This window comes from Piscibacillus salipiscarius JCM 13188, assembly GCF_001311865.1.
In the GTDB taxonomy this organism is placed as follows: Bacteria; Bacillota; Bacilli; order Bacillales; family Alkalibacillaceae; genus Piscibacillus; species Piscibacillus salipiscarius.
The window spans coordinates 36096-61813 of sequence record NZ_BBCD01000019.1; the positions used below are offsets into that span (position 1 = coordinate 36096).

General features: G+C 38.0%; 33 protein-coding genes and 5 pseudogenes. 26 read left to right on the top strand and 12 right to left on the bottom strand.

The annotated features are described in order from the left end of the window. Nucleotides 1–241 precede the first annotated feature (241 nt). The 4 genes and pseudogenes from JCM13188_RS12745 to JCM13188_RS19290 form a co-directional block, all read right to left on the bottom strand. On the bottom strand, nt 242–1372 hold the full coding sequence (locus tag JCM13188_RS12745) for a S8 family peptidase (protein WP_054754483.1): 1131 nt from the start codon (nt 1370–1372) through the stop codon (nt 242–244). A gap of 38 nt (nt 1373–1410) precedes the next feature. After that, nucleotides 1411–2486, bottom strand: a pseudogene (locus JCM13188_RS21955) (S8 family peptidase). Nucleotides 2487–2590: 104 nt separating this feature from the next. Continuing rightward, nucleotides 2591–3334 (bottom strand): S8 family peptidase, encoded by a 744-nt coding sequence (locus JCM13188_RS12755; RefSeq protein WP_439646643.1) that lies wholly within the window; start codon nt 3332–3334, stop codon nt 2591–2593. 235 nt (nt 3335–3569) lie between these two features. After that, the gene (locus tag JCM13188_RS19290) at nt 3570–3710 is read right to left on the bottom strand and encodes a hypothetical protein (protein ID WP_279401818.1); all 141 of its coding nucleotides are present in this window, start codon (nt 3708–3710) and stop codon (nt 3570–3572) included. Nucleotides 3711–3999: 289 nt separating this feature from the next. On the opposite strand from JCM13188_RS19290, the gene JCM13188_RS12760 reads away from it, so the two are divergent. Continuing rightward, on the top strand, nt 4000–4320 hold the full coding sequence (locus tag JCM13188_RS12760; RefSeq protein WP_054754484.1) for a hypothetical protein: 321 nt from the start codon (nt 4000–4002) through the stop codon (nt 4318–4320). Here the strand turns inward: JCM13188_RS12760 and JCM13188_RS12765 are convergent. Next, nucleotides 4279–4757, bottom strand: a pseudogene (locus JCM13188_RS12765) (YaiI/YqxD family protein). The gene JCM13188_RS12760 and the pseudogene JCM13188_RS12765 overlap by 42 nt on opposite strands. A gap of 115 nt (nt 4758–4872) precedes the next feature. On the opposite strand from JCM13188_RS12765, the gene JCM13188_RS12770 reads away from it, so the two are divergent. Beyond that, nucleotides 4873–5325, top strand: a complete 453-nt coding sequence (locus tag JCM13188_RS12770; RefSeq protein ID WP_054754485.1) for a chemotaxis protein CheW — start codon at nt 4873–4875, stop codon at nt 5323–5325. Nucleotides 5326–5459: 134 nt separating this feature from the next. On the opposite strand, the gene JCM13188_RS12775 is transcribed toward JCM13188_RS12770, so the two are convergent. Next, nucleotides 5460–5837 (bottom strand): FixH family protein, encoded by a 378-nt coding sequence (locus tag JCM13188_RS12775; RefSeq protein WP_054754486.1) that lies wholly within the window; start codon nt 5835–5837, stop codon nt 5460–5462. A 193-nt stretch (nt 5838–6030) separates the two neighbouring features. Here JCM13188_RS12775 and JCM13188_RS12780 point away from each other — a divergent pair, with 193 nt between their 5' ends. The 11 genes from JCM13188_RS12780 (at nt 6031) to JCM13188_RS21225 (ending at nt 12840) form a co-directional block, all read left to right on the top strand. Then, nucleotides 6031–6414 carry a GntR family transcriptional regulator gene (locus JCM13188_RS12780; protein WP_054754487.1) on the top strand — a complete coding sequence of 128 codons (384 nt, stop codon included), beginning with the start codon at nt 6031–6033 and terminating at the stop codon, nt 6412–6414. Then, the gene (locus tag JCM13188_RS21210) at nt 6411–6581 is read left to right on the top strand and encodes an ATP-binding cassette domain-containing protein (protein WP_369405017.1); all 171 of its coding nucleotides are present in this window, start codon (nt 6411–6413) and stop codon (nt 6579–6581) included. The genes JCM13188_RS12780 and JCM13188_RS21210 overlap by 4 nt, the downstream gene beginning before the upstream one ends. Continuing rightward, nucleotides 6553–7314 (top strand): ATP-binding cassette domain-containing protein, encoded by a 762-nt coding sequence (locus tag JCM13188_RS12785; RefSeq protein ID WP_369405018.1) that lies wholly within the window; start codon nt 6553–6555, stop codon nt 7312–7314. Before JCM13188_RS21210 ends, JCM13188_RS12785 begins: the two co-directional genes overlap by 29 nt. After that, the gene (locus JCM13188_RS12790) at nt 7295–7561 is read left to right on the top strand and encodes a hypothetical protein (protein WP_279401819.1); all 267 of its coding nucleotides are present in this window, start codon (nt 7295–7297) and stop codon (nt 7559–7561) included. Before JCM13188_RS12785 ends, JCM13188_RS12790 begins: the two co-directional genes overlap by 20 nt. A 274-nt stretch (nt 7562–7835) precedes the next feature. Further along, a complete protein-coding gene (locus tag JCM13188_RS12795) occupies nt 7836–8021 on the top strand; it encodes a hypothetical protein (protein WP_279401820.1) in 186 nt (61 codons plus the stop codon). A gap of 279 nt (nt 8022–8300) precedes the next feature. After that, nucleotides 8301–8678 carry a hypothetical protein gene (locus JCM13188_RS12800; protein WP_054754490.1) on the top strand — a complete coding sequence of 126 codons (378 nt, stop codon included), beginning with the start codon at nt 8301–8303 and terminating at the stop codon, nt 8676–8678. Nucleotides 8679–8754: 76 nt separating this feature from the next. Further along, the gene (locus JCM13188_RS12805) at nt 8755–10167 is read left to right on the top strand and encodes a glycoside hydrolase family 18 protein (protein ID WP_054754491.1); all 1413 of its coding nucleotides are present in this window, start codon (nt 8755–8757) and stop codon (nt 10165–10167) included. A gap of 92 nt (nt 10168–10259) precedes the next feature. After that, nucleotides 10260–11285 (top strand): TDT family transporter, encoded by a 1026-nt coding sequence (locus tag JCM13188_RS12810; RefSeq protein WP_054754492.1) that lies wholly within the window; start codon nt 10260–10262, stop codon nt 11283–11285. Between the two features lie 244 nt (nt 11286–11529). Then, a complete protein-coding gene (locus JCM13188_RS21215) occupies nt 11530–12093 on the top strand; it encodes a Na+/H+ antiporter NhaC family protein (RefSeq protein WP_369405027.1) in 564 nt (187 codons plus the stop codon). Beyond that, complete coding sequence (locus tag JCM13188_RS21220; RefSeq protein ID WP_369405019.1) at nt 12087–12665, top strand: Na+/H+ antiporter NhaC family protein; 579 nt, start codon at nt 12087–12089, stop codon at nt 12663–12665. The genes JCM13188_RS21215 and JCM13188_RS21220 overlap by 7 nt, the downstream gene beginning before the upstream one ends. Further along, nucleotides 12640–12840, top strand: coding sequence for a hypothetical protein (locus JCM13188_RS21225; RefSeq protein ID WP_369405020.1), 201 nt, complete (start codon nt 12640–12642; stop codon nt 12838–12840). Before JCM13188_RS21220 ends, JCM13188_RS21225 begins: the two co-directional genes overlap by 26 nt. Nucleotides 12841–12898: 58 nt before the next feature. On the opposite strand, the gene JCM13188_RS12820 is transcribed toward JCM13188_RS21225, so the two are convergent. Both JCM13188_RS12820 and JCM13188_RS12825 read right to left on the bottom strand, forming a co-directional pair. Next, a complete protein-coding gene (locus JCM13188_RS12820) occupies nt 12899–13261 on the bottom strand; it encodes an RNase H family protein (protein ID WP_369405021.1) in 363 nt (120 codons plus the stop codon). A gap of 325 nt (nt 13262–13586) precedes the next feature. Further along, a pseudogene (locus tag JCM13188_RS12825) lies at nt 13587–14580 on the bottom strand (ABC transporter substrate-binding protein). 211 nt (nt 14581–14791) lie between these two features. Between JCM13188_RS12825 and JCM13188_RS12830 the strand changes: the two are divergent. The 4 genes and pseudogenes from JCM13188_RS12830 (at nt 14792) to JCM13188_RS12845 (ending at nt 17629) form a co-directional block, all read left to right on the top strand. Beyond that, nucleotides 14792–15789 (top strand): annotated as a pseudogene (locus tag JCM13188_RS12830) (FecCD family ABC transporter permease). Between the two features lie 83 nt (nt 15790–15872). Then, on the top strand, nt 15873–16829 hold the full coding sequence (locus JCM13188_RS12835; RefSeq protein WP_369405022.1) for a FecCD family ABC transporter permease: 957 nt from the start codon (nt 15873–15875) through the stop codon (nt 16827–16829). 21 nt (nt 16830–16850) lie between these two features. Next, a complete protein-coding gene (locus JCM13188_RS12840; protein WP_054754493.1) occupies nt 16851–17081 on the top strand; it encodes a hypothetical protein in 231 nt (76 codons plus the stop codon). Further along, the gene (locus JCM13188_RS12845; RefSeq protein ID WP_054754494.1) at nt 17057–17629 is read left to right on the top strand and encodes a hypothetical protein; all 573 of its coding nucleotides are present in this window, start codon (nt 17057–17059) and stop codon (nt 17627–17629) included. The genes JCM13188_RS12840 and JCM13188_RS12845 overlap by 25 nt, the downstream gene beginning before the upstream one ends. Nucleotides 17630–17881: 252 nt before the next feature. On the opposite strand, the gene JCM13188_RS12850 is transcribed toward JCM13188_RS12845, so the two are convergent. Continuing rightward, nucleotides 17882–18778 (bottom strand): nuclease-related domain-containing protein, encoded by an 897-nt coding sequence (locus tag JCM13188_RS12850; RefSeq protein ID WP_369405028.1) that lies wholly within the window; start codon nt 18776–18778, stop codon nt 17882–17884. A 245-nt stretch (nt 18779–19023) separates the two neighbouring features. Here JCM13188_RS12850 and JCM13188_RS12855 point away from each other — a divergent pair, with 245 nt between their 5' ends. From JCM13188_RS12855 to JCM13188_RS12865, 3 genes are all read left to right on the top strand, one after another. Next, entirely contained in the window at nt 19024–19443 is a 420-nt protein-coding gene (locus tag JCM13188_RS12855; RefSeq protein WP_054754496.1) for a S41 family peptidase, read from the top strand. 605 nt (nt 19444–20048) lie between these two features. Then, on the top strand, nt 20049–20294 hold the full coding sequence (locus JCM13188_RS19295; RefSeq protein ID WP_369405023.1) for a hypothetical protein: 246 nt from the start codon (nt 20049–20051) through the stop codon (nt 20292–20294). 164 nt (nt 20295–20458) lie between these two features. Then, nucleotides 20459–20947 (top strand): tetratricopeptide repeat protein, encoded by a 489-nt coding sequence (locus JCM13188_RS12865; RefSeq protein ID WP_279401822.1) that lies wholly within the window; start codon nt 20459–20461, stop codon nt 20945–20947. 26 nt (nt 20948–20973) lie between these two features. Here the strand turns inward: JCM13188_RS12865 and JCM13188_RS12870 are convergent, their stop codons facing one another. Then, nucleotides 20974–21756 (bottom strand): virulence factor, encoded by a 783-nt coding sequence (locus tag JCM13188_RS12870; protein ID WP_369405024.1) that lies wholly within the window; start codon nt 21754–21756, stop codon nt 20974–20976. Next, nucleotides 21708–21989: pseudogene (locus JCM13188_RS21230) on the bottom strand (NifU N-terminal domain-containing protein); the annotation flags it as partial. The gene JCM13188_RS12870 and the pseudogene JCM13188_RS21230, both read right to left, overlap by 49 nt. A 675-nt stretch (nt 21990–22664) precedes the next feature. Between JCM13188_RS21230 and JCM13188_RS12875 the strand changes: the two are divergent. From JCM13188_RS12875 to JCM13188_RS12895, 5 genes are all read left to right on the top strand, one after another. Beyond that, complete coding sequence (locus JCM13188_RS12875; protein WP_054754499.1) at nt 22665–22874, top strand: hypothetical protein; 210 nt, start codon at nt 22665–22667, stop codon at nt 22872–22874. A gap of 61 nt (nt 22875–22935) precedes the next feature. Beyond that, on the top strand, nt 22936–23256 hold the full coding sequence (locus JCM13188_RS12880; protein ID WP_054754500.1) for a phosphatase PAP2 family protein: 321 nt from the start codon (nt 22936–22938) through the stop codon (nt 23254–23256). A 205-nt stretch (nt 23257–23461) separates the two neighbouring features. Continuing rightward, nucleotides 23462–23890 carry a GNAT family N-acetyltransferase gene (locus tag JCM13188_RS12885; protein ID WP_054754501.1) on the top strand — a complete coding sequence of 143 codons (429 nt, stop codon included), beginning with the start codon at nt 23462–23464 and terminating at the stop codon, nt 23888–23890. After that, nucleotides 23875–24285: a GNAT family N-acetyltransferase gene (locus JCM13188_RS12890; RefSeq protein ID WP_054754502.1), complete on the top strand. Its 411-nt coding sequence runs from the start codon at nt 23875–23877 to the stop codon at nt 24283–24285. The genes JCM13188_RS12885 and JCM13188_RS12890 overlap by 16 nt, the downstream gene beginning before the upstream one ends. A 59-nt stretch (nt 24286–24344) precedes the next feature. Beyond that, the gene (locus JCM13188_RS12895; RefSeq protein ID WP_054754503.1) at nt 24345–24806 is read left to right on the top strand and encodes an NUDIX hydrolase; all 462 of its coding nucleotides are present in this window, start codon (nt 24345–24347) and stop codon (nt 24804–24806) included. Nucleotides 24807–24907: 101 nt separating this feature from the next. Here JCM13188_RS12895 and JCM13188_RS19300 read toward each other — a convergent pair whose 3' ends face one another. Next, complete coding sequence (locus JCM13188_RS19300) at nt 24908–25093, bottom strand: hypothetical protein (protein WP_279401823.1); 186 nt, start codon at nt 25091–25093, stop codon at nt 24908–24910. A 291-nt stretch (nt 25094–25384) separates the two neighbouring features. Between JCM13188_RS19300 and JCM13188_RS19305 the strand changes: the two genes are divergently transcribed. Then, on the top strand, nt 25385–25552 hold the full coding sequence (locus tag JCM13188_RS19305; protein WP_279401824.1) for a VOC family protein: 168 nt from the start codon (nt 25385–25387) through the stop codon (nt 25550–25552). Nucleotides 25553–25718 lie beyond the last annotated feature (166 nt).

Genomic DNA, 25718 nt, shown 5'->3' on the forward strand with positions numbered 1-25718 from the left:
GACTGACTGTTTTTGCGGAAATTTGTCGAAGGAGATAAATGAAGTCAGATATTGTTTTTACATCAAAAATCAGATCGATTTTTGTGCTATTTAATAAAAAATAGTAGGAATATAGAAGAGGGGGAGTTAAGATCACAAACGAAGTGCGCTTTGTGAAACCCGCGTTGTGCTTGCAGAAAGAACTAAAAAAAGCTGCCCATCAGTCATTAATTATGACTTTTAGGACAGCTCTTATAGTTAATTATTGATTAATGGCATCTAATGATTGAACTAAACCTAAGCCATATTGGCCAGAATCACCTAAAGGTTGTGCGGTATCATTTAATAACTGACGAAGTTCAACATTAGATAAACCTGGCTTAGCTGCCCAAACTTGAGCTGCTACACCTGCTACGTGTGGTGACGCCATTGATGTACCGTTATAAGAATCATAACTGTTACCAGGAACAGAGCTTAGGATATTAACACCAGGTGCTGATAATTCAACAGCAGGCCCTGTGCTCGAGAAGCTTGCGCGTTGATTATTTTGATCAACCGCAGCTACCGCAATAACAGATTGGTATTTTGCAGGGTAACCAACGCTATCATTTTTACCGCCTTTGTTACCGCTATTACCTGCTGCTGCAACCACTAACACACCCTCATCATATGCTAGATTTGCAAAATCTTCTAAGATAGAAGAGCTTTGTGATCCACCTAGGCTCATATTAATAATATCCATGTCATTATTAATAGCCCATTCAATTCCTTCAGCGATACCAGAATAAGATCCGCTACCATCATTGTTTAATACTTTTACCGCATATAAAGAAGCTTGTGGTGCAACGCCTAGCACACCTAATCCATTATCTAGTCCTGCCACTGTACCAGCTACGTGAGTACCGTGACCATTCCCATCATTACAAGGGTCACTATTTTCAGCATCATCAAATACTGAGTGACCACCAGATACATTTAAATCTTCATGGGAACAATCAATACCCGTATCTAGTACAGCAACTTTAACGCCGTTACCTGTGTGTCCGTCATTTTGAGCATCAGTGCCTTGAACATGTGGGATGCCCCATGGAGTTGTTTGCGCAAAAGCCTTAACTTTAGCATCTTTTTCAACTGCCTCAATTTGAGGATGGTTGAGTAAACTTTTAGCCTGATTATCGGAAAGACTTAGTGCCACTACTGGAAGCTTAGTAAAAGTATGTTTGATGTCTTGGTCTTCAACACCGAAGGCTTTTAGTAAACCTTTTTCAGCTGGACCGTCAAATTTTACTAAGTAGTCTGATTTAGATTGTGGCTCGACTTCTTGTGCGAAGCCTGTTTGAAGCGGCATTAGTAGTAAAACCAATGCACTTAAAATGAACAGTATCTTTTTCATTATAGACCTCCTAAAGGGTTTTTATATTAAACGCTAGATTAATAGGAAATGGCTTCAAAAGATTGTACAAGACCATTTCCATAATGGAATGAACTACCAAGGTTTTCTGCTGTATTATTAAGTAGTTCACGTAATTCAACGTTCGTTAAATTAGGCTTAGCTGCCCAAACTTGAGCTGCGACACCTGCCACGTGAGGCGATGCCATAGAGGTTCCATCGTAAGAATCATAACTATTACCTGGAACAGTACTTAACACTCCTACGCCTGGGGCAGAAATTTCAACTGCGTTACCTGCACTTGAGAATGAAGCGCGGTTATTGCTTTGATCAATTGCTGCTACTGCCATGGCGGATTCATATTTAGCTGGATAGCCAACCGTATCGAACCATCCTAACCAAGTACCACTATTACCAGCAGCCGCAACTACTAAAATTCCTTCTTGATATGCAAGGTCGACAAACTCCTTTAAAACATCTGAACTTACAGACCCACCAAGGCTCATATTAATAACATTCATATCATTATTAATCGCCCATTCAATACCTTCAGCAATGCCGGCATAAGAGCCACTACCGCTAGAATCAAGAACTTTAACGGCATACACTTCAGCATCAGGTGCTACGCCAACAACACCTAGATTATTATCGAGGGCAGCGACTGTACCAGCAACATGCGTCCCGTGGCCATTACCATCGTTATAAGGTGAATCACCAAAACAGAGTATCCACCAGCGACATTTAAATCCTCATGGGATGCATCTACACCAGAATCTAATATCGCAACTTTAACGCCCTCTCCAGTATGACCGTTGTTTTGGGCTTCTGTTCCTTGAACATGAGGAATTCCCCACGGTGCTTCTTGGGCAAAAGATTGCGCCTCAGCATTTTCTTCTACGTGCTTAATTTGAGGATTATTTTTAAGTCCTTTTGCCTGCTTTTCAGTAAGTGTAACGTTATAGACTGGCAATTGGTTAAATTCATGAACGATATCCTGACTCTGTACGCCAAATGCTTTTAACAACCCTTTTTTGGCAGGACCATCAAATTGTACTAAATATTCATCTTTTTCTTGAGTTTTCGCTTCATCAGCGAAACTTGTTTGTAATGGAACCATTAATAAAAATAATGTTGTTATTAGAACTAGAAACTTTTTCAAAATTAGCCTCCTAAAATTTTGATCAGTAGGGAAGAGGAGTAGCCTCATCCCTACTGAATTAATTAATTTGCAATAGCATCAAATGATTGAACTAAGCCGTTACCATAATAATTTGAGTTTCCTAGATATTGTGCTGTGTTGTTTAACAGTGAACGTAATTGAGAGTTTGATAGATGTGGTTTAGCTTGCCATACCTGTGCTGCAACCCCAGCTACATGAGGTGATGCCATTGATGTTCCATTTAAGGAATCATAGCTGTTTCCAGGCATCGTGCTATAAATATTAACTCCTGGTGCTGCCAGCTCAACAGCAGGACCGTGGCTTGAGAATGAAGCACGGTTGTTGTTTTGGTCTACAGCTGCAACTGCGATGACAGAGTCATACTTAGCTGGGTAGCCAACTGTGTCACTCCAGCCCCAAGAGTTACCACTATTACCTGCAGCTGCAACAACTAAAATACCTGCATTATAGTAAGCATAATCTGCATAATCCTTTAGAATAGAAGAGCTTTGGGATCCTCCTAAGCTCATGTTAATAATATCCATGTTATTTTGAATTGCCCATTCAATTCCTTCAGCAATTCCAGCATATGACCCGCTTCCATTACCATCTAACACTTTTACAGCATATAGGTTAGCTGAAGGAGCTACGCCTAAGACACCAGAATTATTGTTCAAGGCTGCAACGGTACCAGCAACGTGTGTACCATGCCCATTTCCATCGTTATAAGGTGAATCACCAAATACAGAATAACCACCTGAAACATTTAAGTCGCCGTGTGAAGCAGCGATTCCAGTATCAAGAATCGCAACGTTTACACCGTTACCAGTGTAACCATAACTTTGAGAAGTTGTTCCTTGGACATGTGGAACGCCCCATGGAACAGTTTGTGCAGTGGCTTTAGCTTCTGCATTCTCCTCAACAAATTAATGTGCGGGTTATTAGATAACCCTTTTGCCTGTTTATCCGTAAGTTTTACGTGGTATACAGGTAATACCTGAAATTCATGTAAGATATCTGACTCCTCAACACCAAAGGCATTTAAGACACCTTTTTGGCAGGGCCGTCAAATTCAACTAAATACTCTTGTTTTGCAGATGCACTTGCATCATCTGCAAATACGGTTTGAAGTGGTATGAGCAAGAATGCTAACACACCGATCAAGACGATTAACTTTTTCACAACATTTCCCCTTTCAAAAAATTGAATTTTTCACACGACAATCACAAATATACTGCCTTGAACGTTTGATTATTCTTGATAGTGTCTGAATTGATAAAATATTATCATTATTTAAAATTTATAGTAAATAGTGCTTAAGGGGTAACTTTTTATCGAATTAAATCGAAAAAGCACGAAGAGGCATAATTTTTTCTACCATTATTTGGAAAATTCTAGATTTAATTGGGTGTTTAGTGTAAATTAAGGGTAGGGGAATGGGTGATTTTCACTTAAAAGGTGGGAAAATAGGATGAAAAAGAACTTACTTACGATTTTTTACTTTATAGTTGTAAGCCTTTTGAACCTTTATCCAATCTATATATCGATTGCGGTGGTTGGTTTTGTGAACCGTAGTGGGCATAATGTAGATGGTTGGTTACAGGTACCATTATTCACAGTAGGATTGACGTTGTTAGCAGTTATCATGACAGTACCAGTATATTTAATCGCTTGGCAGTTCGGCCAAAAATATATTCAGCACTTTAAGACAAGAACTTATACCATCCTAATGACAACAGTGATTGTTTGCCTATCTGGATGGTATGTGTATACGGCAATTAGATTGTACTAAGAAGAGATGACTTTTTTTAAACATTCGTTTGAACTTGTCGCGATCTTGATCTGTCATTGCTTTTGGACCTTTAGTTTTTGGCCGCTTTTACGTTCCATAGCACTTGCATATCGCGCATTCAAAAGAGTGTCCATTTTTTCAGCTGTGTAAATAAACCCTTTATGGTGGAGGATTGTGCAATTTTTAGCGAGTAAAAGAGAAGCCAGTCCGTAGTCTTGGGTGATAACGACATCTCCCTGACTTACGAGTTGCATAATTTTATAATCAGCTGCTTCGTTTTCAGAATCAACGTAAATCGTTTTTACATGTGGGTCTTCAACCTTGTTAGAGAAATGAGAATAGCTTCTAATTAGAATTACCTCAAGCCTTTCTTTTTTAGTTTCCTCTATAATAATGTCTTTGACAGGACAAGCGTCTGCATCTACATAAATTTTCATTTTTTATCACCCTTAATAATTGTAGCATGTCTTCATAACATTGACTTAACTATATGGTTGGGTTAGGCTTTTTAATAAGTAAAAATATCCATTTAAGCTAAAGGCGGTGGCAACTATGGACCAATTTGTGGTCTTTCGTATGCGTGAAGAATATTATGGTGTGCCGATTGAACAAGTACAGGCTATTGAGAAAGTTCCAGATATAACGAGGGTTCCTCAGGCACCTAATTATGTGAAAGGAATCGCTGATATCCGAAATGAAGTGACAACTGTTATTGATTTAAAAGAGTTACTTCAGGTTGGAGAAGTAAAAAAGGATGCATCATCGCGAATTTTATTAATTAATTTGCATGGGTTACATTTAGGTCTTATGGTCGATGAGGCCAAAGAAGTCCTAGGTATAGATACTGAAACAGTGGAGGACCCACCACAAATGGTAGGTGGAATTGATCAAGAGTACATATCAGCAGTTTCAAAGCAAGATGATCGGCTTTTAGTGTTAGTTAATTTAGAGAAGATATTAAATGTACACCAAATTGAAGAAGTTAAAGAAGCCGTTGAGGCATAAAATAGGCATTCAAGCGATTTAAGCTTGAATGCCTTCTTCATTACATAAAGGGGGAGGTTCATCTATCAATAATACGGTTTATTTTGCTTTTACTTCAAACTCATGTTTTGGCATCACGTGCTGTGACTTAGCTGTTACATGAGCGTACATCTGATACGTACCATCTTCTTCAAATGTGTACGTTGCTTCATAAATCCCGTCTCGGTATAGGTTGTCTCAATCTTTTCACTGTCATCTTCATGACCTTTCTTCCATACCTCAAACGTGACTTCTTCTGCTTCAGCGATTGGTTCTTCATCATGTGTGACCTGCGCTTGAAGCGTTTGTTCACCTAATTCTGTTTGATCTTGAACTAAAATTTCAACCACAACCGGTATTAATGAATCGTCTTTCTTATCTTGGTTTTCACCATGTTCAGAATGGTTGTCTTCTTGTTCAGCTTCTGATTGTCCTCCGCAAGCAGTTAATAAAGAAACCAACATGATTAAAGTTATAAACATTATTTTTTTCATTGAATTTTCTCCTATTCAATTTCTTCTATCTCCTACTCTAACATAACCTAACAACCTATAAACCGTTCAAATGTGACTACTATCTGAAAAAACTTTGAACATTTTAGTATTGCAAAAGATGGAAATTAGCATATAATAAGATTAGTACATTACATCACTAATGCACTATTCCACATAGGAGGTGGAAATTCTATTGGTTTTAAACAACGACAGTTCTAAGCCTATTTATATCCAAATTGCGGAATGGTTAGAAACAGAAATCATAAATGGCAATATTAATGCAAATGAAAAAATGTATTCACAATACCAGCTTGCTGATTTATTTAATATAAATCCTGCAACGGCAGCGAAAGGAATTAATATTTTGGCACAACACGATGTGCTTTATAAAAAAAGAGGGCTTGGGATGTTTGTACAGGAACAAGCCAAAGACCAAATTTTACTAAGAAGAAAAAATGAAAACTTAAAACAAATGATTCATGACTTTTTACAAGAAGCAGATTACTTAAATATTGGAGATCAGGAACTTATGGAATTAATCGAAAAGGTTAAAAAAGAAAGGTGGGAAAATTCATGAATGTCGTTGTGTGCAAAGATGTGTTGAAAAAGTATAACAAACATCTCGCCCTTGATTCATTATCTGTTGAGCTTAAGGAGAATAGATTAATCGGGTTAATTGGCCGTAATGGGGCAGGTAAAACAACGTTATTAAAAAATGTTAGCTGGCCAAATTGTCCCGACTAGTGGAGAGGTAAGAGTATTTGGTGAACGACCTTTTAACAATTTAAAAGTATCGGTCAATTCAATTTATGTGGATGATCAAATGAATTTCTCTTTAGAGATGACTATTAAAGAAATTCTAACGGCGGCGAATATGTTTTATCCAAACTGGGATCAAACGTTAGCTGATCGATTAATTGATTACTTCGGAATTTCTATTGATGTGTACCACGATCAATTATCAAAAGGTAAGGCATCAACATTTAATGCGATTTTCGGGTTGGCTTCAAGATGCCCGCTAACAATGTTCGATGAACCCACAACAGGCATGGACTATTCGGTTAGGCAAGATTTCTATCGAGCGCTACTTAAAGATTACATGGCTCATCCTAGAACAATGATTATCTCAAGTCATTTACTAAATGAATTAGAGACCATTTTAGAAGAAATAGTCTTGATTAAAAACGGTTCGTGTATCCTTCATAACTCAATAGAAGACTTTAAAGAATTTGCAACAGGTCTTACTGGAGATGAAGAGTCTATCCAATCAGTCGTAAATGGGGAAGACATAATTTATAGGAAACATTTAATTAAGAAACAAGTCTACAACGTTGTTGGAAAGTCATTAAGTGAAATAGAAAAGCGACAATTAAGTGAAGCTGGCGTTAGTATAACAAAGGTAGACGCCGCAGATTTGTCGATGTACTTGACGAGTGAAACAAAGGGGGGAATTGATGATGTCTTTACATCATCCTAATTTATGGAACGTCGTAAATAAACAATGGAAGTATAAATGGATAAGTTACAAAAGTGTGTTTCAAGGTTTGATTATCGTACAGATTATTGCGATTGTTTTCTCGCTATTAGGAGTAGGAAATGGTGGTTTTGGATCGGGTGCTTTTCATCTAAATGTTCAGTATGTTTCGGGTGATATCGTCTTTTTTCTTTACGTGTATTTGGGCTTTTTATTGCGCTTGCAATTGATCGTATGGATAACAGGTTAGCTGAACAAATATTTGTGAGTAATGCTATGAGTCATCACTTGTCGAATATTATGTTCATTGGGGTTTCGAATGCGATTGGAGCAATATCAGTGATCATGGCAAGCTTCTGTGTGAAAATACTTCACATTTGGATATTTGGTTTAGATGCCTTTGTGTTTTTGGAGAATACACATTACCTGGCTTAATCACGTTCTTTTTAACTACCTTCTTCTACTTAATTTTGTTTAGTGGCGCAGGATATTTAATTGGTAGCATTATGAGGCAAGGTAAGATCATGAAAGTAGCAACTATCGCAATTGTTGGTGGGATGATCTTCTTACAAGAAAGCCGGCTTGAACCAGTGTTCATTTTCTTCGGTCAAGAATCACACCTTGTATTATTTATTACAAAAGTGCTGCTGACGAGTTTAATCAGCTTTGGATTAGCAGTCGTTTTCTCGCGCCGACTGGAGGTGCAGTAAATGACTTCAATAATCTTTATACTTTTATTATTAATAATAGTCACAGCTGTGGTTTCAATCGTGAGTAAACGTTCTTATTCCCCTAATAATTTTTGCAAGAAGACATAGTGCCCTGTTATACGGTTATTTAGGGGTACTAACGACTATGAGTATTATTTATTTTATTACGTTGCAATCGGTAGAGCACGTACAAGGGTTTGAAGTCTCAAATGAAGAAGAACTAAAAATGAGTTTGGAGTTGCGTATGAGAAAAATCAACTAAATGATGAAGCTATCAAGGTGATCGATGAGTGGACGTTTAATACGGATTTAGAAGAATTAATAGTTCAAGATGTATTTTCTGCAATTAAAATTGTGGTTAAAAATAGTGGTCAACCTGGAGAAATTAAAGTGACTCAATTGATGATGAATATTGACCACCCAGTGGTGGATCAAATTCCATCTGCAAAAGTCTTTTTTCAAGAAGAAACTGGAGAGTTAATTATTGAGGAAAATAGTGAATATGTTACTGTCCGGGGTGCCTACAAAGAGTTTCCGATGAGACAAATGGAAGGTACATCCATTATGGGCGATGATTATAATTTAGATTACGATCTTTATCAGCAGCATATTATCGTTGAAGTGCCTAAAGGTGTTAAAGCCGAAGTAGAGTACTAGGGTTATTTTTAGCCCATAGGACAAACACGACATGAATAGGATAGATATAGGTAAACCAGAAGGAGGTTATATCGCGATGAATATTCATGTCGTAAGGAGTGGTGATACTCTTTGGCGCATTGCGAGGAGATATAATACAACAATTGATCAAATTTCCTATGTAAATGGTTTAGAAGACTTGGACGTGTTGGTGATTGGTCAGGCGTTAGTTGTACCAGACCCCGCTGTAGAATATGTCGTTCAGCCAGGTGATACGTTATGGCGAATTTCTCAAGAGTACGGCATTCCTTTAAATGAACTATCTGAACATAATAATATCGCGAACCCAAGTGTCATTCACGTCGGTGATATGTTACAAATGCCTTACCGCACTCATTCAGTTCAAAGCGGCCAAACATTATGGATGATCGCGCAGAGGTATGGAACAACTGTTTCAGAGATTGTTCGAATCAATAATATTGACAATCCATCGCAGATTTATCCAAATCAAAAAATTAGAATTCCAGTAAAGCCTCTGCCTTTAACGGAGGTCAATGCTTATATCACTCAGACTGAAGAAGAAGGAAGGCGAGAAGTGTTAGAGGTTGGCAGGCACTTAACGTATTTAACGCCATTTACTTATGGGTTTAGTGAGGATGGAAGTCTGACTAGTTTTAACGAGCAGGCGGTTATTAATGCCGCCTATGACACAAATACCGTACCGTTACTTGTGTTAACTAATTATGTTAATGACACATTTGATTCAGAGCTAGCTTCAATTTTGTTTAATAACCCTAACCTGCAGGACACTTTAATTAATAATATGCTTAATGTCATGAAGGAAAAAGGGTATCAAGGTGTTAATTTTGACTTCGAGTATGTCTATCCGGAAGATCGTGAAGGTTATAATAATTTTCTAAGAAGAGTGGTTGAACGTTTACGACCACAGGGATATATCGTCTCATCCGCTTTAGCGCCTAAAGATTCCGGAGATCAAGTAGGCTTATTATATGAAGGTCATGATTATGAATCTCACGGTGAGATTGTAGATTTTGTCGTCATCATGACTTATGAATGGGGCTGGTCAGGTGGTGAACCATGGGCCATTGCACCAATAGATGAGGTTCGTGAAGTTCTGGATTATGCAGTGACCGTTATTCCTCCTGAGAAAATTATGATGGGGGTTCCGTTGTACGGTAGGGACTGGAAAATTCCGTGGGTGCAAGGCACGTACGCGACCACGGTTAATCTAGATGAAGCCATTGGTCTAGCTGCGGAGTACGGAGCGAATATAAACTTTCACCCAAAGCATCAGTCACCTTATTTTGAGTATACGGATGAAACGGGCCAACGACATGAAGTCTGGTTCGAGGATGCGAGAAGTGTTCAAGCTAAGTATGAAACGGTTAAAGATTATGGGTTAAGAGGTGTGAGTTATTGGGTATTAGGAATACCATTCATGCAAAACTGGCCAGTATTAGAAAGTGAGTTTAGGGTTAAAAATGAATGAATAATCGCCCGATTCTAGCTAATGAATCGGGCATTATTTGTGTCATGGGCGGATATCTTGCTAAAATATATTAGTTAGTGAGGTGTCGAATCATGTTAATGCGAAGAATTGATCCAGCATCAGGTGCGATTATTATGGCGAATGGGATCTTTTTGTACGGTGGCATACAAGCCTTTCCTTATATAGATCAATATTTAGGTGAAGTGTTAGCAATTTTATTATTTATAGCCTGGACTGGAATTTATTTACGACTAACGGTGCAATTTTTTCAGAAGGATTTTTTGCTTCCTTTTCTTAATAATCCGATTCAATCTTTTACGATAGGCACATGGATAGCGGGGGTCTCAGTATTATGTAATGTTTTATTAAAATATTTCCCTGAAACTCTGCTCTTTTTGCAGGTAATGTCTATTATTAATATTGCTTTATGGGCAATCTTTCTCGTTACAATGATTAAAAGTTTCAAGACGTTACTAAAAGAGAAGAACAGTTCAATTCATGGAGTTATTTTATTATCGACGGTTGGGACCCAGTCAATAGTGATTTTGTTAGAGAATTTGTTTACCTGGGTGCCAGAAATTATTTTTGAATCGCTTGTCCTGTTAGGGGTCTTATTCTATATAGTAGGTGTATTTTTGCTAGCAAGACGATATTTAACAACGAAATGGACTTTGATTGATGATTGGAAGAATACGAATTGTATTATACATGGAGCGTTGTCCATTACAGGCCTTGCAATGGTGACAGGCGGGTTAATGACAACCGGCTTTATGATCTGGTTTTGGATGTCTGTATTTGTCCTACTTGTAATCGTTGAGGTAATTGAAATAATACGTGCTTATAAACGTATTAAGAAGTTAGGGTTTATTAAGGGTGTATGGACGTATCATATTTCTCAGTGGTCTAGAAACTTTACATTTGGCATGTTCTTCGCATTTACGTTAGCGATGAACTTGAACTCTGTTTATAATTTTCCTGAATACTTCATTCATTTTCAATTAATCTTGCTTCCTTTATGGGCTAAGGTCGTTTTATTAACACTTATATTAGAGATCTGGTTGTCATTTTACTCTATAACCACTTCGCGAAAAAATGTCGATTTATTAGATCTTTCATAAGTTTTTGCTTTTTTAAAATAATTTTGTATATTCTGTGAACATCTTGTATAATATGTAGTAATTCAGAGAGGAGGACATGTTATGGGGAATAACAACGAAGAATTAAACGAAGCGACGGCCTCGAAAAAAAGTCGAAAAGCTTGAATTTAGAGGTGGTCCATTTGTAGCAACCATTCCACTAGTCTTTTTCATTATTTGGGCAGTTGTCCTAAGTGTAACGGGCTTAGTATCAGAACAAGCTCTAATTTTAGGAATGGTCATCGGATTAATTTTAGGTTTATTATTAACAAAATCGAAATGGGGCGATTACGCCCAAGGGTTATTTGATGGAATGTCACAACCTATTGGTGTCGTGGCCATCATTGCCTGGTTCTGGGCAGGGATGTTCGCAACACTATTGCAGGCTGGCGGCTTAGTAGATGGTCTGATTTGGTTTGGTTTCCAAACGGGATTTGAAGCGGGCTGGTTTGTAGGTTTAACCTTTGTTTTAGCGGCATTATTCTCAAGTGCAGTTGGTACAGGATATGGAACAGTATCAGCGTTTGGTATTTTAATGTATCCAGCAGGTGTTGTGTTAGGTGCTGATCCGACGATGATGTTAGCTGCGATTCTATCCGGAGCGGTGTTTGGTGATAACTTAGCGCCTGTATCAGATACAACAATCGTTTCTGCTACGACGCAGGAAGCAGATGTGCCAGGAGTTGTCCGTTCGCGTTTTAAATATTCTATTGCAGCGGCGATCCCAGCTTTAATTTTGTTTGTCATTTTGGTGGCGCTTCCACGTCAGCAGGAGAACAGCAAGTGCTGAATGAATTACAACAGGAGGTAACGGCAAACGGCCTCATATTCCTAATACCATTCGTGATTGTGCTCGTTCTCGCTTTAATTGGACATCACCTACTGACATCTTTAACTTGGGGAATCGTTGCGTCCATTGCACTATTCTTCGTAGTAGGTATTCCATTTACAGAAGTTATTCACATTTATGAAGGTGAAGGAGGAGCCGTTGTTGAAGGTGCCTTAATGGGCGGTCTAAGTGGGTACTTTAACATGGCGATCTTAATTTTATTCATTTTATCGGCCTCTTATTTATTAGAATTAGCTGGTACAATGGATAGGATCATGGACTTCTTCATCAAAATTATTAAAGGTGTTACAAGACGTGCGGAGTTATCAATCTTTGCGATTGTAGCGTTCTTAAACTCATTTATTACAATCAATACAGCAGCAGAAATCGCAGCTGCTCCATTTGTAAGTAGGATTGGTAAGAACTCAAATCTTCACCCTTATCGTCGTGCCAACTTCTTAGATACCGTGAGTTCTGCGTTAGTACATATTCCCGTGGAGTGGTGGTGTGTTATTAGCCTATACAACAGTTAATGGTATCGTGGATGAATATGGTATTCCTGGGGTGAACCCAATTGAAGTATTCCCATTTGTATTCCAAGGTTGGGGCTTACTCATTGTGATGCTAATCGCTGCCATTACTGGATGGGGATTACGTTACCACGGTAAAAATGGAGAAGAGGTAAAGCCTGAAGATTACGAAGGATAATGATTTAAAAAAGCTGACTCACTTGCGAGTCAGCTTTTTTTGTGAATCGCCTGCTTAGCTAAGCGATCCGCATGGTGATTTTGTTTACTAGGAATCCACTTGAAAAATACAAAGGAAATTGATTGCCTTTTTCAATAATTTCGCTTAGTAAAGGTTGAAACAAAGGATTTTTCGTATATCCTGCTTCAACAGCATCGACAACAATTTGAGAATCTGACCGAAATGATAAAATCTCATCTGGATATTGATTCATACATATATCCAATGCCTTGATGGCGGCTAAAAACTCTGCCTTATGGCTTGTATGGACACCTAAAGGTTCAGCAAATTCGAGCTGCTTACCATGAGCTTTTATATAAATACCTGCTCCGCTTAATCCAGGGTTACCTTGCGAGGCTCCATCTACATATACTTCTATCAATCATGAACGCTCCTTTTTAGACTAATTCTAGAAAACCAGTTGTGGTTCTGTTCTTTAAAAATGTTGAGTTTCAAAATCTTTTATCTCGCGCGTGTGAACATCCCCTTTGAGAACATTATAGGTTAAAGACATGTGAGATGAAATGGTATGTAACTTTTTTCTTATGATACGTCACAATCATGGGAGGGGTTTGAATGAGAATAATGATGTTAGTATTTGTTTTATTTTTAACTGGATGCATGGGCATGAAGGGGATAAAAAAAGGCTCGCGCACCTATGCGCGAGCCTTTCATTTATAACGAGGGGGTTAAAAGTGTTATAACAATTATTCAGATAATAGCTTTTCTTCTAAGTCATCTAACATTAAGTTTGCAGCACGAACGCCGCCTGCTGTATTCCAAATGGTATCACTTACTTCATAAGCTTTACCTTCTTGAACAGCACTTAAGTTATTCCATAATGGGTCATTCACCCATTCACTTTCAACAGATTCACCATCTTCACCTTCAGGCTGATACGTGAAGTAGAAGATGACGTCTCCATCCATTTCTTGAATACGTTCTTTCGTTACACCTTTTGCTGCAAAGTCATTAACATCTTGTGATTCAGGGCGTGCTAAACCAATTTCCTCAAGGATAATTCCTGAGAATGAATCTTTATGATAAATACGAACATCTGATGGCATGAAGCGCACCATAGATACTTTAGTATCTAATTTTCCAGCTTCTTTTAACTTCGCACGAAGATCTTCAACTCGTTTCTGATAATCGTCTAAAACTTGCTGACCTTCTTCTTCTTTATTAACTGCTTTAGAGATTAACTCGAAGTTTACTTTCCAATCTCCGCGTAGAGTCTCTTCAAAGACAGTAGGAGCAATGGCACTTAATTTTTCGTAGTGCTCTTCTTGACGCATTTTGTTACCAATAATTAAATCTGGTTTTAATTCGGCAATTTTTTTCTAAGTTAATGCTACTTTCTGTACCGACAACTTCAACGCCTTCCATATCTTTCGTAATATGATCGTACCAAGGGTCACCAGTCCATGACTGAACGGCACCAACAGGTTTAATTTCTAATGATAATAACGCTTCTGTTCCGTGGTTCGTTAAAACAACAACACGTTCAGGCTGACCTTCAATTGTTGTCTCTCCCATAGAATGTTCAATCGTATATGTTTCAGCTTGTACTTCACCTGTATTTTCTTCACTTTCGTTACCAGTTGTCTCTTCTGAGTCATCTGATCCGCCGCCACAAGCAGCTAATGCAAACACTAAGGCAACAAGAAGTAATGATAACTTCCAAATGTTTGATTTAAACATAGTTGCGCTCCTCCTAATATGTAATTTTTATTTAAATTGAGTTGATTGAGAATGATTTTCAATCACATTACAAATGATAATAGTTATCAATTATAAAGTCAATAGGTTTTTCTCAATTAATTGAAAACGATTCTCAAGTTCATTGACAATGATTATCAATTAGATTAGACTAAAAGCAGCAACATATAGGGAATGAAAGGTATTACAAACTATGCTGACGAAAACGTCTACTCGGACCTTTGGGATCATCATAGGCATCATTTCAGTGCTTGTCCTTATGTGGGCGAGTGTGATCCTAGGTTTGACGAAAATAAATACGCAAATGGTCATAGAATCATTTACAAATTTTGATGAATCAAATGAACATATCATTATACAATCCGCTCGTATACCACGGGCATTAATAGCAGCAGCTGTTGGCTCTAGTTTGGCTATTGCTGGTGCGATTATGCAAGGACTAACCAAAAACCCATTAGCTTCTCCAAGTATATTTGGGGTTAATGCTGGTGCTAGTTTCTTTGTCGTATTAGGTGTTAGCTTTTTCGGTGTAACATCTATTACAGGTTTTACATGGTTAGCGTTTATCGGAGCAGCGATTGCCGCAGTAGTTGTCTACATGCTTGGCTCTGTTGGGACCGACGGACTAACACCTGTCAAATTAACCCTAGCCGGGGCAGCGATTGCCGCTTTATTCTCGTCTATGACTCAAGGTATTTTAACTTTAGATGAACAAGCCTTAGATCAAGTTTTATTTTGGCTTGCTGGAGCCGTTCAAGGCCGAGATTTGGAATTACTACTTGGGGTTTTACCTTATTTATTAGCCGGATGGATTATGTCTCTTTTTATAGGTAAAAAGATGAATGTGCTAACCATGGGAGAAGATGTAGCCGTTGGGTTAGGGCAGAAGACTTGGCTAGTTAAAGTCATTGGTGCATTAGTCATTGTACTTTTAGCTGGTGGGTCCGTAGCGATTGCGGGACCAATTGGTTTGTCGGTTTAATTATTCCGCACGTGGCGCGCTGGTTAGTTGGCTATGACTATCGCTGGTTAATTCCGTACAGCGGATTACTCGGCGCAGTCTTATTACTAGCAGCTGATATTGGTGCTCGTTATATCATCATGCCAGCAGAAGTACCAATCGGTGTGATGACGGCATTTATTGGTGCTCCTTTCTTCATTTTCATCGCAAGGAGGGGCATAAATGAGTAAGTATTGGGAATTAAAGCTAGGAAGCTCACGCTTTTTAATAAACAAAAATCGTTTGCGATTATTTTACATTAACACTTCTTATCATGGCTGCCATCGTTGTTAGCTTGGGTATTGGACAAATGGTTATATGGCCAATAGATGTGGTGAAAGCCATTTTTGGTTATGGTGAAGAAATGCACAAGCTGGTTGTCAATGACTTCCGTATGCCAAGGATTTTGCTTGCCGTCTTAGCTGGTGCAGGACTAGCTATGTCGGGTGCGATTTTACAAGGAATTATACGAAATCCACTTGCATCACCAGACATTATCGGTATTACGGCTGGAGCTGCATTATCAACTGTAGGATTTTTAGTGGTATTTAGCGACCGTAGTAGTTCATTAACTGTAAGTATTCAGTGGTTACCATTAGCATCTTTAATTGGTGCTGTATTAATGGGATTCTTTGTATACTTGCTGGCAACAAACCGCAATGGTGTCCAGCCTGTTAAATTGGTTTTAATTGGTGTAGGACTTTCTGCTGCGGTTGAAGCAGTCACCACCATGATTATGACGTTTGGACCGATTTATACAGCAGCCAGAGCTAATATTTGGTTAACAGGAAGTGTAAACGGCGCCACCTGGGAACAAGTTGGAACAATCACGCCATGGGTTGTTGGCCTAGGAATTATATTGATGTTTTATACAACCCAGCTAAACATGCAAGGCTTAGGTGATGACATTGCGACTAATGCTGGTGCGAGAGTCCAACGTGATCGCTTAGTATTATTAGTTCTTGCGACTGCTTTAGCGGGCGGATCCGTAGCATTTGCCGGTGGGATTGGATTCGTCGGCCTGATGGCACCACATATCGCCAGACGCTTAGTGGGGTCAGTCTTTAGTTCATTAATTCCAGTCTCAGCCTTAATTGGCGGTTTAATTGTGTTAGTAGCAGATTTAATTGCACGCACGGCATTCGCACCACTTGAAATCCCAGCTGGGGTGTTCACATCGTTGATTGGTGCACCATATTTCATTTACTTGTTATTTAAAACTCGCAAATAACCAATAACTGAGGTGTTTAACGTGACACAACTGATGAAGTCAGAAAAAATTTATCTCAAAGACAATTTCAGGATGGTTGATTATGCTGAAGACGTAACGGTTACGCTTGATCAATTATTAGATGAGGAATTTTTACTTCAGTATTTAAAAGATATTAAAAGTGAATTTAATACAGAGAGCATATTTGTTGCAGGGTCGCAGCTCATGAAGCGATTAGGCTTAATATCGTGTTACCAACACTTTACCTTTTAACCGTTCATGATATGAAGCTTAATCTGTCATTTAACCGAGCTGCAATTGTGCCAAATAGGGTCGGTGACAAATGGCTTCCGAACTTATATATGGACGACCTTGAAGTTGAACTCATTGAACCATCTTTACGTGAAGATGAACGTCGCAAGTTGACGGAAGAACTTTTTGCTAAAATGGATCAGCTAGTCAATGTGTTTAACAAGGTATCACGAGTGCCTAAACCGAACTTATGGGAAAACATCTCCATTTATGTTTATTGGTTATACGAGAAGAAATTAAAAGACGAACGCTTTGCTGAGGTGGCTGAACGAGTCGATTCTGATTACCAATATTTAATCTTCGGCATGTCATCAGATATATTTTCTGACGACTGTAACCAGCTCACGAACTTTTACTGGGGACGCCGAATCAAAGAAGATGGAACCCGCATCCGCCGTACTTGCTGCTTTTACTACGGAGCTAACTCCGATCGTAAATGCTGTAAGACATGCCCGAAAGCAAAAGAAGACCTATCTAAACCACTGCCGTTTGAAACGGTTAAAAAATAAGACATCCCCTGCGTAAGCGCGGGGGGGTTCCTAACAGGAAGCTTTTGCGCAGAGGCGCAAAAGCTTTTGTTTATAGTTAGATGAGATGCATTTTTACTAGACTATTTTGCTGTATACTAGACAATTTATGGGTTGTACTAGACAAAATCACGATTCTACTAGACAAATTTAAGATTTTACTAGACAAAACTGCAAATTTACTAGACAAAATTTAAAATTAACTAGAAGATTTTTTGAAATACTAGACAAAACTCAATTCATCAAATAATAGTAATCCGTTTGATAGTCAAAATCTAATGAATATACTCTGTCCTTAAACTTGCCGCTATACTTAAAGCCTTCTCTTTTTAAAATTTTACTTACGACATGCGAATCATCTATTTGTAACATCCATCGAGCTTCTTTGTTGGTGATACAATTCTTATACAAGAGTTGAAAATCTTTAAAAGCAAATAGATGGGATTCTCTATTTATCTTTTTGCAACGAGGACAATACCACCTACCGTAGTTGCGTATAATCGGTAAATAATAACACTCTGGACATGGTGCGCCGGGTTTTATGTCCTTTGCTGTTAAGTGATACTTCTTTAATACGTCTAGTCGCAATGGTTGGTGATGCTGTTTTAAAAATCGGGAGAGGTTAAGAAGTTGCTGTTCACTTAGGATTTTAGTCGTATATTTCTGCTTCAACTCTTGATATTTCTCGATAAATTTCCCTGGTCGTATGATGCGCGGGTCGACATCATTGGCGTCTGTTCTCGTTAGATGAACATGGTTGCTGACGAAAATGACGAGGGCGACGATGGGGATGGCGGAGTAACCATGTTGCATGAGCCAGTTTTGTAAATGAAAAATTTGTGTATCGACTTGATTAATTGGGTCTTTAAAGGATCGTGTGCGTCCGTTTGTATGTTGAGTCATTTGCCCGAATTCATGATCAAATTCAATGGTCCCAGAAAAATTCTTCACTTCTGCGATCGTGAAAAAGTAAGGGTTCAAAATTAGGTTGTCCATTTGAAATGGGTTAGGACCAGGAACCCGAAGGCCATTTAGTATCGCGGTGTTATCGTCATCAACCGCTTTTAAGTAGTAATTGAAGGCTAACTCTCCTCGGTATCCGGACTGGTTAATAGCGTGATCATCAATAATAACTGGATACTGAGGATGTGCGGATTCGACGCGCTTTTTTTAGACCAGCTAGTTGAAGTAAAGGAATTGGAATATCATCTGTCTTAACAATCATTACTCTTAACTCCTTTTTTAATAAAATTAAACTGAATTTCTTTTAATCTGTCAAAACGCCTTTCCCCTTAAGAAAACTCAATTTTTAAGTTAATTTTAAGAAAAATATGACAAATTATGATAAGATAATGGTTAAATGAGGGGGAGTTATGATGTATGAACAAATTTTTGAAGAAATTGTTAACATCATACACCATGATTATGCAGGATGTGAGGATAAACGAGGGTGGGATGACCCAGAGAAGTATAGAGAAAAAATATACAATCAAAATCTTACTGCTCATGAGTTTGTAGAACTAGTTGAAGAATATATAGCTGATTTAAAGGATCCACATATGTTCTTTAGACTAATAGGAGAGGAAAAAGCGCTGGACATCGGTTTTAAGGTGCGTCGATATGAAAATGCCTTATACGTTACTGAGCTAATAGGTGAAACAAGGTTGGAGATAGGTGATCGAATTGTCGCTTTAGACCAACTTAGGATAAATGAAATATCTGAAATCTATAGCAAATATTTATACGACAAACCTTCTGAACGTGAGAATTGGCTTCCGGTTCTTAAAAAAGTATAATGAAGCAACTATAAAAAATCCAATGGAGATATAAAACAGATTAGAATTCGACGATATGTTAAATCTGACTATAAACCTGAATATTCGTTTGAAAAATTAAAACCAGATACGAGCTACATTAAAATGACGGATTTCTTAAACCCTGACTCGATCAATCAATTAATACAGAAACACGAACATGAACTAAACACATCAGATTATTTAATTCTCGATGTTAGAAAAATTTAGGTGGTTCAGATTCCGCTTTTCAGGCCCTAATTCCGTTTCTATTTCCAGAAGGTAAAACAAAACTAGATTTAGCGAAAAACTATACACAAATATTCAATGCGACTGACCGCAGCTCTGATTTGACTATTCGATCTGTCCAGGAATTTATGTCTAACGTTGAAGATCCACAAGTAAAAAAAGAACGCACAGTCATTTATAGATACTTGGAAAAAGTACCGAGGTAAAGGTTTTGTTGTATTTGACCAAGATTTAAATCCAGAGCCAGAGTTAATAGAGGGTAAATCTAATCCAAAAAAAGTAGCAGTTCTTAGTGATGTATATTGCGGGAGTGCAGGAGCGTCTTCGTTGAGTTCTGTAAATTTTCAAACAAAGTAACCGTGATTGGACGCGGTACAGCGGGAGTTAACGACTACTCTAACTTAGCCCGTATGAGATGGGATAACCAGTTTGAGCTATTATACCCTACATCCAAACTAACAAGGGTTGATGAAGGTAAAGGCATGACAGGCATAGGTATTTTACCAGATGTATATATACCGTGGACACCAGAACACTTAACACGGGATGTCGATCTGGAACATGCTTTAGATTTGTTTTATCAGGAAAGCCTTACCTTTGATTAATTCACCAAGGTCAATACCACAACGCTTTAAAGAAAGCAGGTTTTGAAATACCATTACAGTGGGAGCGAGATTGGAACTTATAATAAAGGGGATACATCAATGCAACATATTCACGAGCAGTTAGATCAACTAAACGAACATATTTATTTTGATGAAGACCATTTTTGCGCGAAAAAATTGACGAGATGGAACTATTGGATGAAGTGATTGCTCAAGTGCGCCGTGAATTATTAAAAACAGAAAACCCTGATCATCTTTGTTTCCTTTATGGTACGTTAGGCAATTTATATCGACTGAAAAATGAACCGCAACAAGCGATTAAATGCTTAGAAAAAGCATTAACACTAGCGGATGCTGACTCATCACGGGAGATTGTCATGCTAATTCGCTTAGGTGAAGCTTACAAATATAAACACGAACACCAAAAAGCGCTAGAGCAGTTTGATTTAGCGATCTTAAAAGGATTTGAATATGAACCGCAATACTTAGATTTTGCCTACCAACATAAAGGGAAATGTCTGATGGAATTGGGGTTATACCAAGAGGCCATGGAAGCTTTTCAAAATGCCCATGCGGTTCGTAAAGGGAAGAAGGACGAGAGGCTTTTAAAATCAACTGAAAAGGCTATAGAATTTCTAGAACGCCTAACATAAAACGAAGCAGCCAATCATTGGCTGCTTCATTTCTTCTTCTCTTTAGTCATTTCCATCATCTGTTTCCAAATGGAACCTTTTGCTTCTTCGCCGCCCTGAATGCGTGATAAAGCCATTTTAGCTTGCATGCGAACCTCGAATTCTGGGTCTTGAAGTGCGTCTTCTAACGCTGGAAGTGCCGTTTCATCGCCATATTCATATAAGAACATCGCGGCTCTCCAGCGAACAATCCGGCTTTTGTCTTTTAAGGCTTCGATCATTTTCGGAATAGCCTCTGTAAAACCTAAATCGGATAAGCAATCTCCAGCTGTTCGTCTCACGGTTACTGTTTTGTCTTGAAGAGCTTTATAAATATAAGGCAATACGGCTTTGTCATCAATTTCACCTAAATACGCTGTTGCTAAGCGGCGAACTGACATTTTAGAATCGTCCAATGCTCTATCTAACAAAGGTAAGTCTTCAGTTGTAGGGTCAGGCATGCGGTCTAATGCCGCGTAACGCTCTTTCCAGTCTTCTGATTCCAACTTTTCCATTGTGAGTGGTTCTTCAAACTGGCTTCGATCTTGCACGCCCCCAGAACTCGCTAAATCAACTAATGTCTTAAGGCGCTCTTGGTCATAAGTTGCTTCAATTTCCGCAACGACATCTTGACCGACTTCCTCAGCTTGACCGTAGCGTGGACTTTGTTCAACCCATTCACGTTCAGCCAACATATCGGCATCCTTGGATGCTTCCATTGCGGCTTCCATAAAGCGATTGTTCAGGCCAAACCGTTTTTCCTGATCCTCTTCCTCAACTTTAACTTGCATTGGAATTTGGCGGAACTTTTGAACAAAACCTTAATCTCACCAAAATCATCTTCGTCAGATGACGAGTTTTCCTCATTAGTAGATTCGTCCTCAGAGCCTAATACCTCTTTAACACGCGGTAAAATATCTTCCCATGGCACTTTAGGATGACGTTCTAAAGCTATAAAATTTATGACTCGATAAAGTTCCTTCACACCATCAATTTCAAATAGTTCTTTGACATATTTAGGTGCATCGCTTAAATCTTGATGTTGTTTGAATTCTTGAGTTTCTCCATCTGAAAGACTTTCATTTAATTTATTTTCATTGAGTAAGGACTAGGTGTTGGTTCAATCGATACAATTTTCATCCGAATACCTCCTTCGCATCTATATAAAGTTTAACAAATCTATCATGTTGGGGCTATTTTGACATAAAATAGGGTATTAATAGAATATGTACATATTTAGGATTGAGGAGGTTCACAGCATGAGTGATATGAGTGTTAGAGTTAAGGGGTATTTAGAACAGTTAAAAGATTATTCGACTCAAAAAAAGATCAACTAAAGGAAGTACCTAGAAATGTGTGGCTTAAAAACATTCCTGCTATTTGTTTATATTAACGTTTATGGGTTATTTAATGTTTGCTTCCAAAGGTCATTCACTAATTTGGGGAATCGTTTTCATTTTAGGGTTGGCATACTCCATATTTCTTATCCATTATTGGAAAAAAGATCGGGATTTTAATATACATTTATCAATTGTACTATTACTAATGAGCCTGCCATTAGCAAGCTTTGAAGTTTTTAGTTATTTATTTTCTATATTGTTTAAAAACCTTCTCTAAACGTCCGCAATGAATTCGGGCGTTTCATGGTTCAATAAAGGTTTCGAAATTATTTTTGGTGCAATGATATAAAGAGAGAGAGGTGATTGATATTGGGATAAGAGAGGTACCTAAAAAGACGTATTTATTTTTAATTATAAACTTTTGTATTATTTTGGGCGGCGGTTGGCTCTTTGCTGAACTTGCCGATGGAGTCGCTGAACAAGAAAAATTCATCTTGGATCAAAAAGTCAGACTGTTCGTTAGCTCCATACAATCACCAACATTAGATCAAGCGTTCCTTCATTACTGAATTAGGTTCAGTAACGTTCATTACGATCAGTTCTATAGTATTACTGGTAGCGATTTATTTTATGTACAATCGATATAAATGGCGTATTTTTTATTTTGCTGTAGCCATTATTGGAATTGGTCTTCTAACCCGTGTATTAAAACATGTATTTGAAAGAGAACGTCCGAATATATTTGAACAGTACGATGGAACTGGTTTCAGCTTTCCAAGTGGACATTCAACAGGTCCGATGGTCTTCTATGGATTTTTAATCTATTTAGTCATAAGAAGCAGAATGAATGATGCATTGAAATGGGCTCTGGGCATTATGTTAGCCTTGTTAATATTTGGGATAGGGTTCAGTCGTATTTATTTAGGTGTACACTTTGCAACGGACGTTTAGCAGGTCACGTATTAGGCCTTGCATGGCTGATATCTTGTGTTTTAATTTTAGAATATACATTATGGAGGAAAAAATAATTATATTTTGATAAAATAAAACAATCATACTGAATATGAGTTCACTTCATACAAAATGATTGACTTCATTTTTTTAAAAAGATATTCTACACGGGTAAAGATTTTATCTCCAGTTAGGGGGAGCGCGTTTGTTAAGAGAAGGACAACTAAAAGATATTGAAAAGCTCCAAATGATTGTGGAGCAGCATGATCGTATTGAACTAAAATTAAATTGGTATTTCCTTCGATCGCGGATGACGGAGAATAACGACTTTTTCTATTATGAAGGTGATCGGCTACTCGGATATGCAGCACTCTATTATGTTGGTGGTGCTTATGAAATGTGTGCGATGGTGCATCCTGACCATCGTCGTAAAGGTATATTCACTAAGCTTTTCCACGAAATCCTCGATTCTCTTAAAACAAGAAAAACTCAAAAGCTCTATATTAATGCTCCGCCAGAATCTGAATGTGCTAAAATGACGCTTCAAAAACTTGGAGCAACTTATGCTTATTCTGATTACCAAATGCGCTGGAGCAAAAAGATATTCCAGAGCCTGAAGTGGATGTTAAACTAAGGCTCGCTACTCCAGATGATTTAGATCAAATTGTTGATTTAGATGTTAAAGGGTTTAATCTCACTAGGGAAGAAGCTGAGTTTTTAGTTGATGTGCTAAAAAGAGATGCAGGTCATAGAACTTACATGATTGAGAAAGATGGTCAAACGATTGGGAAACTTCGTCTTAAAGCAGAAGGAATTGAAACGTATATATTCGGCTTTACTGTAGATCCTGATTTTCGTCGTCAAGGCATTGGTAAAGCTGCCTTAATAGAAGTTGTTAAGCAGGAGTCAGAATCTGGACACGTGATCTTCGTTGAAGTTGGGATCGAAGATGAACGTGGGTTACATTTATATGAAGCAGTTGGTTTTGAAACTTACCAACAACAGGATTATTACAAATATCAAGGTTAATATAAACCAGCTCAATTCTAAATTGAGCTGGCTTTTTTTCTATATAGGGGGGGATTACAATCGGTTATGTCGAAGAGTTACGTAAACTAGTTGGACATAGGCCATTAATTTTAGTAGGAACGGTCATCGTCATCATAGATCAAGATAGTCGTGTTTTATTACAGAAAAGGACGTTTCCAGAAGGCATTTGGGGTCTTCCAGGAGGATTGATGGAATTAGGTGAATCTACAGAAGATGTTGGTCGTCGTGAAGTTTTGGAAGAAACAGGGCTAACAGTTGGTAAACTTCATTTAATTAATATTAACTCTGGCTCAAGATATTTTACTCGTGCTCAAAATGGGGATGAATTCTACTCGGTTACGGCTGCGTATTGGACTAAGGACTATAAAGGAACATTAGTATATGATGATGAGGAATCACTAGCTTTAAAGTTCTTTTCCCTTCATGAGCTACCTGAACAAATGATTGGTAGTCATAGGGAAATAATTGAAGATTATCAAAAGAGCCTGTCCAACGGCTAGGAGGCAACCAATTATTAAAAAACGGCCGCCTAATACTTGGGTCGCACCAAACCCGCACCCAAAGCCTACTGCACCATATAAGAACATTAATTTGCCGACATCTAAAACAATTCGCGGTTAACATCAAGCAATCCGAGAAGTAAAAAGAGAATACCAAATGCAGCCAATGGAACAAATACGAATAAATAGATATCTACGCGAACCATCAATCTAATTTGTACAAATCTTAGAATCAAGGCAATCACGGCGATTACGAAGAAAATAACTAAATGGTGTAAGATTCCCAAGCGCCATCAACTCCCCAAGACAGGTTATTATATTATACGCTAGAACCTGTATAACATGATTGGAAAAAACAATCATGACCAATAATAAAAATGAGGTGATTAAAACATGATCGTAGGAATGAATCCTTATTTTATGTTTAATGGAGATGGAATCGAAGCTACACGTTTTTATGAAGAATCTTTTAATGCAGAGGTTATGGATTTTAAAACGTATGCTGAGCTTCCTAATGCAAAAGAAGGAGATGAGCAGTTACTTCTTCATGCGAATTTGAGATTGGTGATAATGAGATTATGCTATCAGACACTGATCCCGAGCATCCAAGCTATCCAATTCAAGCCGGGACGCATATTTCAGTTGCCCTTGTGACGGATGATGCCGATCAAACAAGTGATATTTTTAGAAAAATAGTAGAGAACGACGGTAAGGAAGTCATGGCGCTTCAGGAAACTTTTTTTTAGTCCTGCTTACGGAAAAGTTCGAGATAAGTATGGGGTTGAATGGCAAATTAGTACACTCAAACAAGAAGATTAAGGAATCAAAAGAGGCTGGGACAAAATATTAATTAATCTAGAAGAATACGAATATTAGAGGAGAGATCAATCCCTAATATTCGTCTTCATTTTT

Coding starts and splice junctions, on each gene's coding strand:
- JCM13188_RS12745 (WP_054754483.1), bottom strand. CDS start 1,372: ATGAAAAAGATACTGTTCATTTTAAGTGCATTGGTTTTACTACTAATG.
- JCM13188_RS12760 (WP_054754484.1), top strand. CDS start 4,000: ATGAAAAAGAACTTACTTACGATTTTTTACTTTATAGTTGTAAGCCTT.
- JCM13188_RS12770 (WP_054754485.1), top strand. CDS start 4,873: ATGGACCAATTTGTGGTCTTTCGTATGCGTGAAGAATATTATGGTGTG.
- JCM13188_RS12775 (WP_054754486.1), bottom strand. CDS start 5,837: ATGAAAAAAATAATGTTTATAACTTTAATCATGTTGGTTTCTTTATTA.
- JCM13188_RS21210 (WP_369405017.1), top strand. CDS start 6,411: ATGAATGTCGTTGTGTGCAAAGATGTGTTGAAAAAGTATAACAAACAT.
- JCM13188_RS12785 (WP_369405018.1), top strand. CDS start 6,553: ATGTTAGCTGGCCAAATTGTCCCGACTAGTGGAGAGGTAAGAGTATTT.
- JCM13188_RS12790 (WP_279401819.1), top strand. CDS start 7,295: ATGTCTTTACATCATCCTAATTTATGGAACGTCGTAAATAAACAATGG.
- JCM13188_RS12795 (WP_279401820.1), top strand. CDS start 7,836: ATGAAAGTAGCAACTATCGCAATTGTTGGTGGGATGATCTTCTTACAA.
- JCM13188_RS12805 (WP_054754491.1), top strand. CDS start 8,755: ATGAATATTCATGTCGTAAGGAGTGGTGATACTCTTTGGCGCATTGCG.
- JCM13188_RS12810 (WP_054754492.1), top strand. CDS start 10,260: ATGTTAATGCGAAGAATTGATCCAGCATCAGGTGCGATTATTATGGCG.
- JCM13188_RS12835 (WP_369405022.1), top strand. CDS start 15,873: ATGGCTGCCATCGTTGTTAGCTTGGGTATTGGACAAATGGTTATATGG.
- JCM13188_RS12855 (WP_054754496.1), top strand. CDS start 19,024: ATGTATGAACAAATTTTTGAAGAAATTGTTAACATCATACACCATGAT.
- JCM13188_RS12870 (WP_369405024.1), bottom strand. CDS start 21,756: ATGCAAGTTAAAGTTGAGGAAGAGGATCAGGAAAAACGGTTTGGCCTG.
- JCM13188_RS12880 (WP_054754500.1), top strand. CDS start 22,936: ATGTACAATCGATATAAATGGCGTATTTTTTATTTTGCTGTAGCCATT.
- JCM13188_RS19305 (WP_279401824.1), top strand. CDS start 25,385: ATGCTATCAGACACTGATCCCGAGCATCCAAGCTATCCAATTCAAGCC.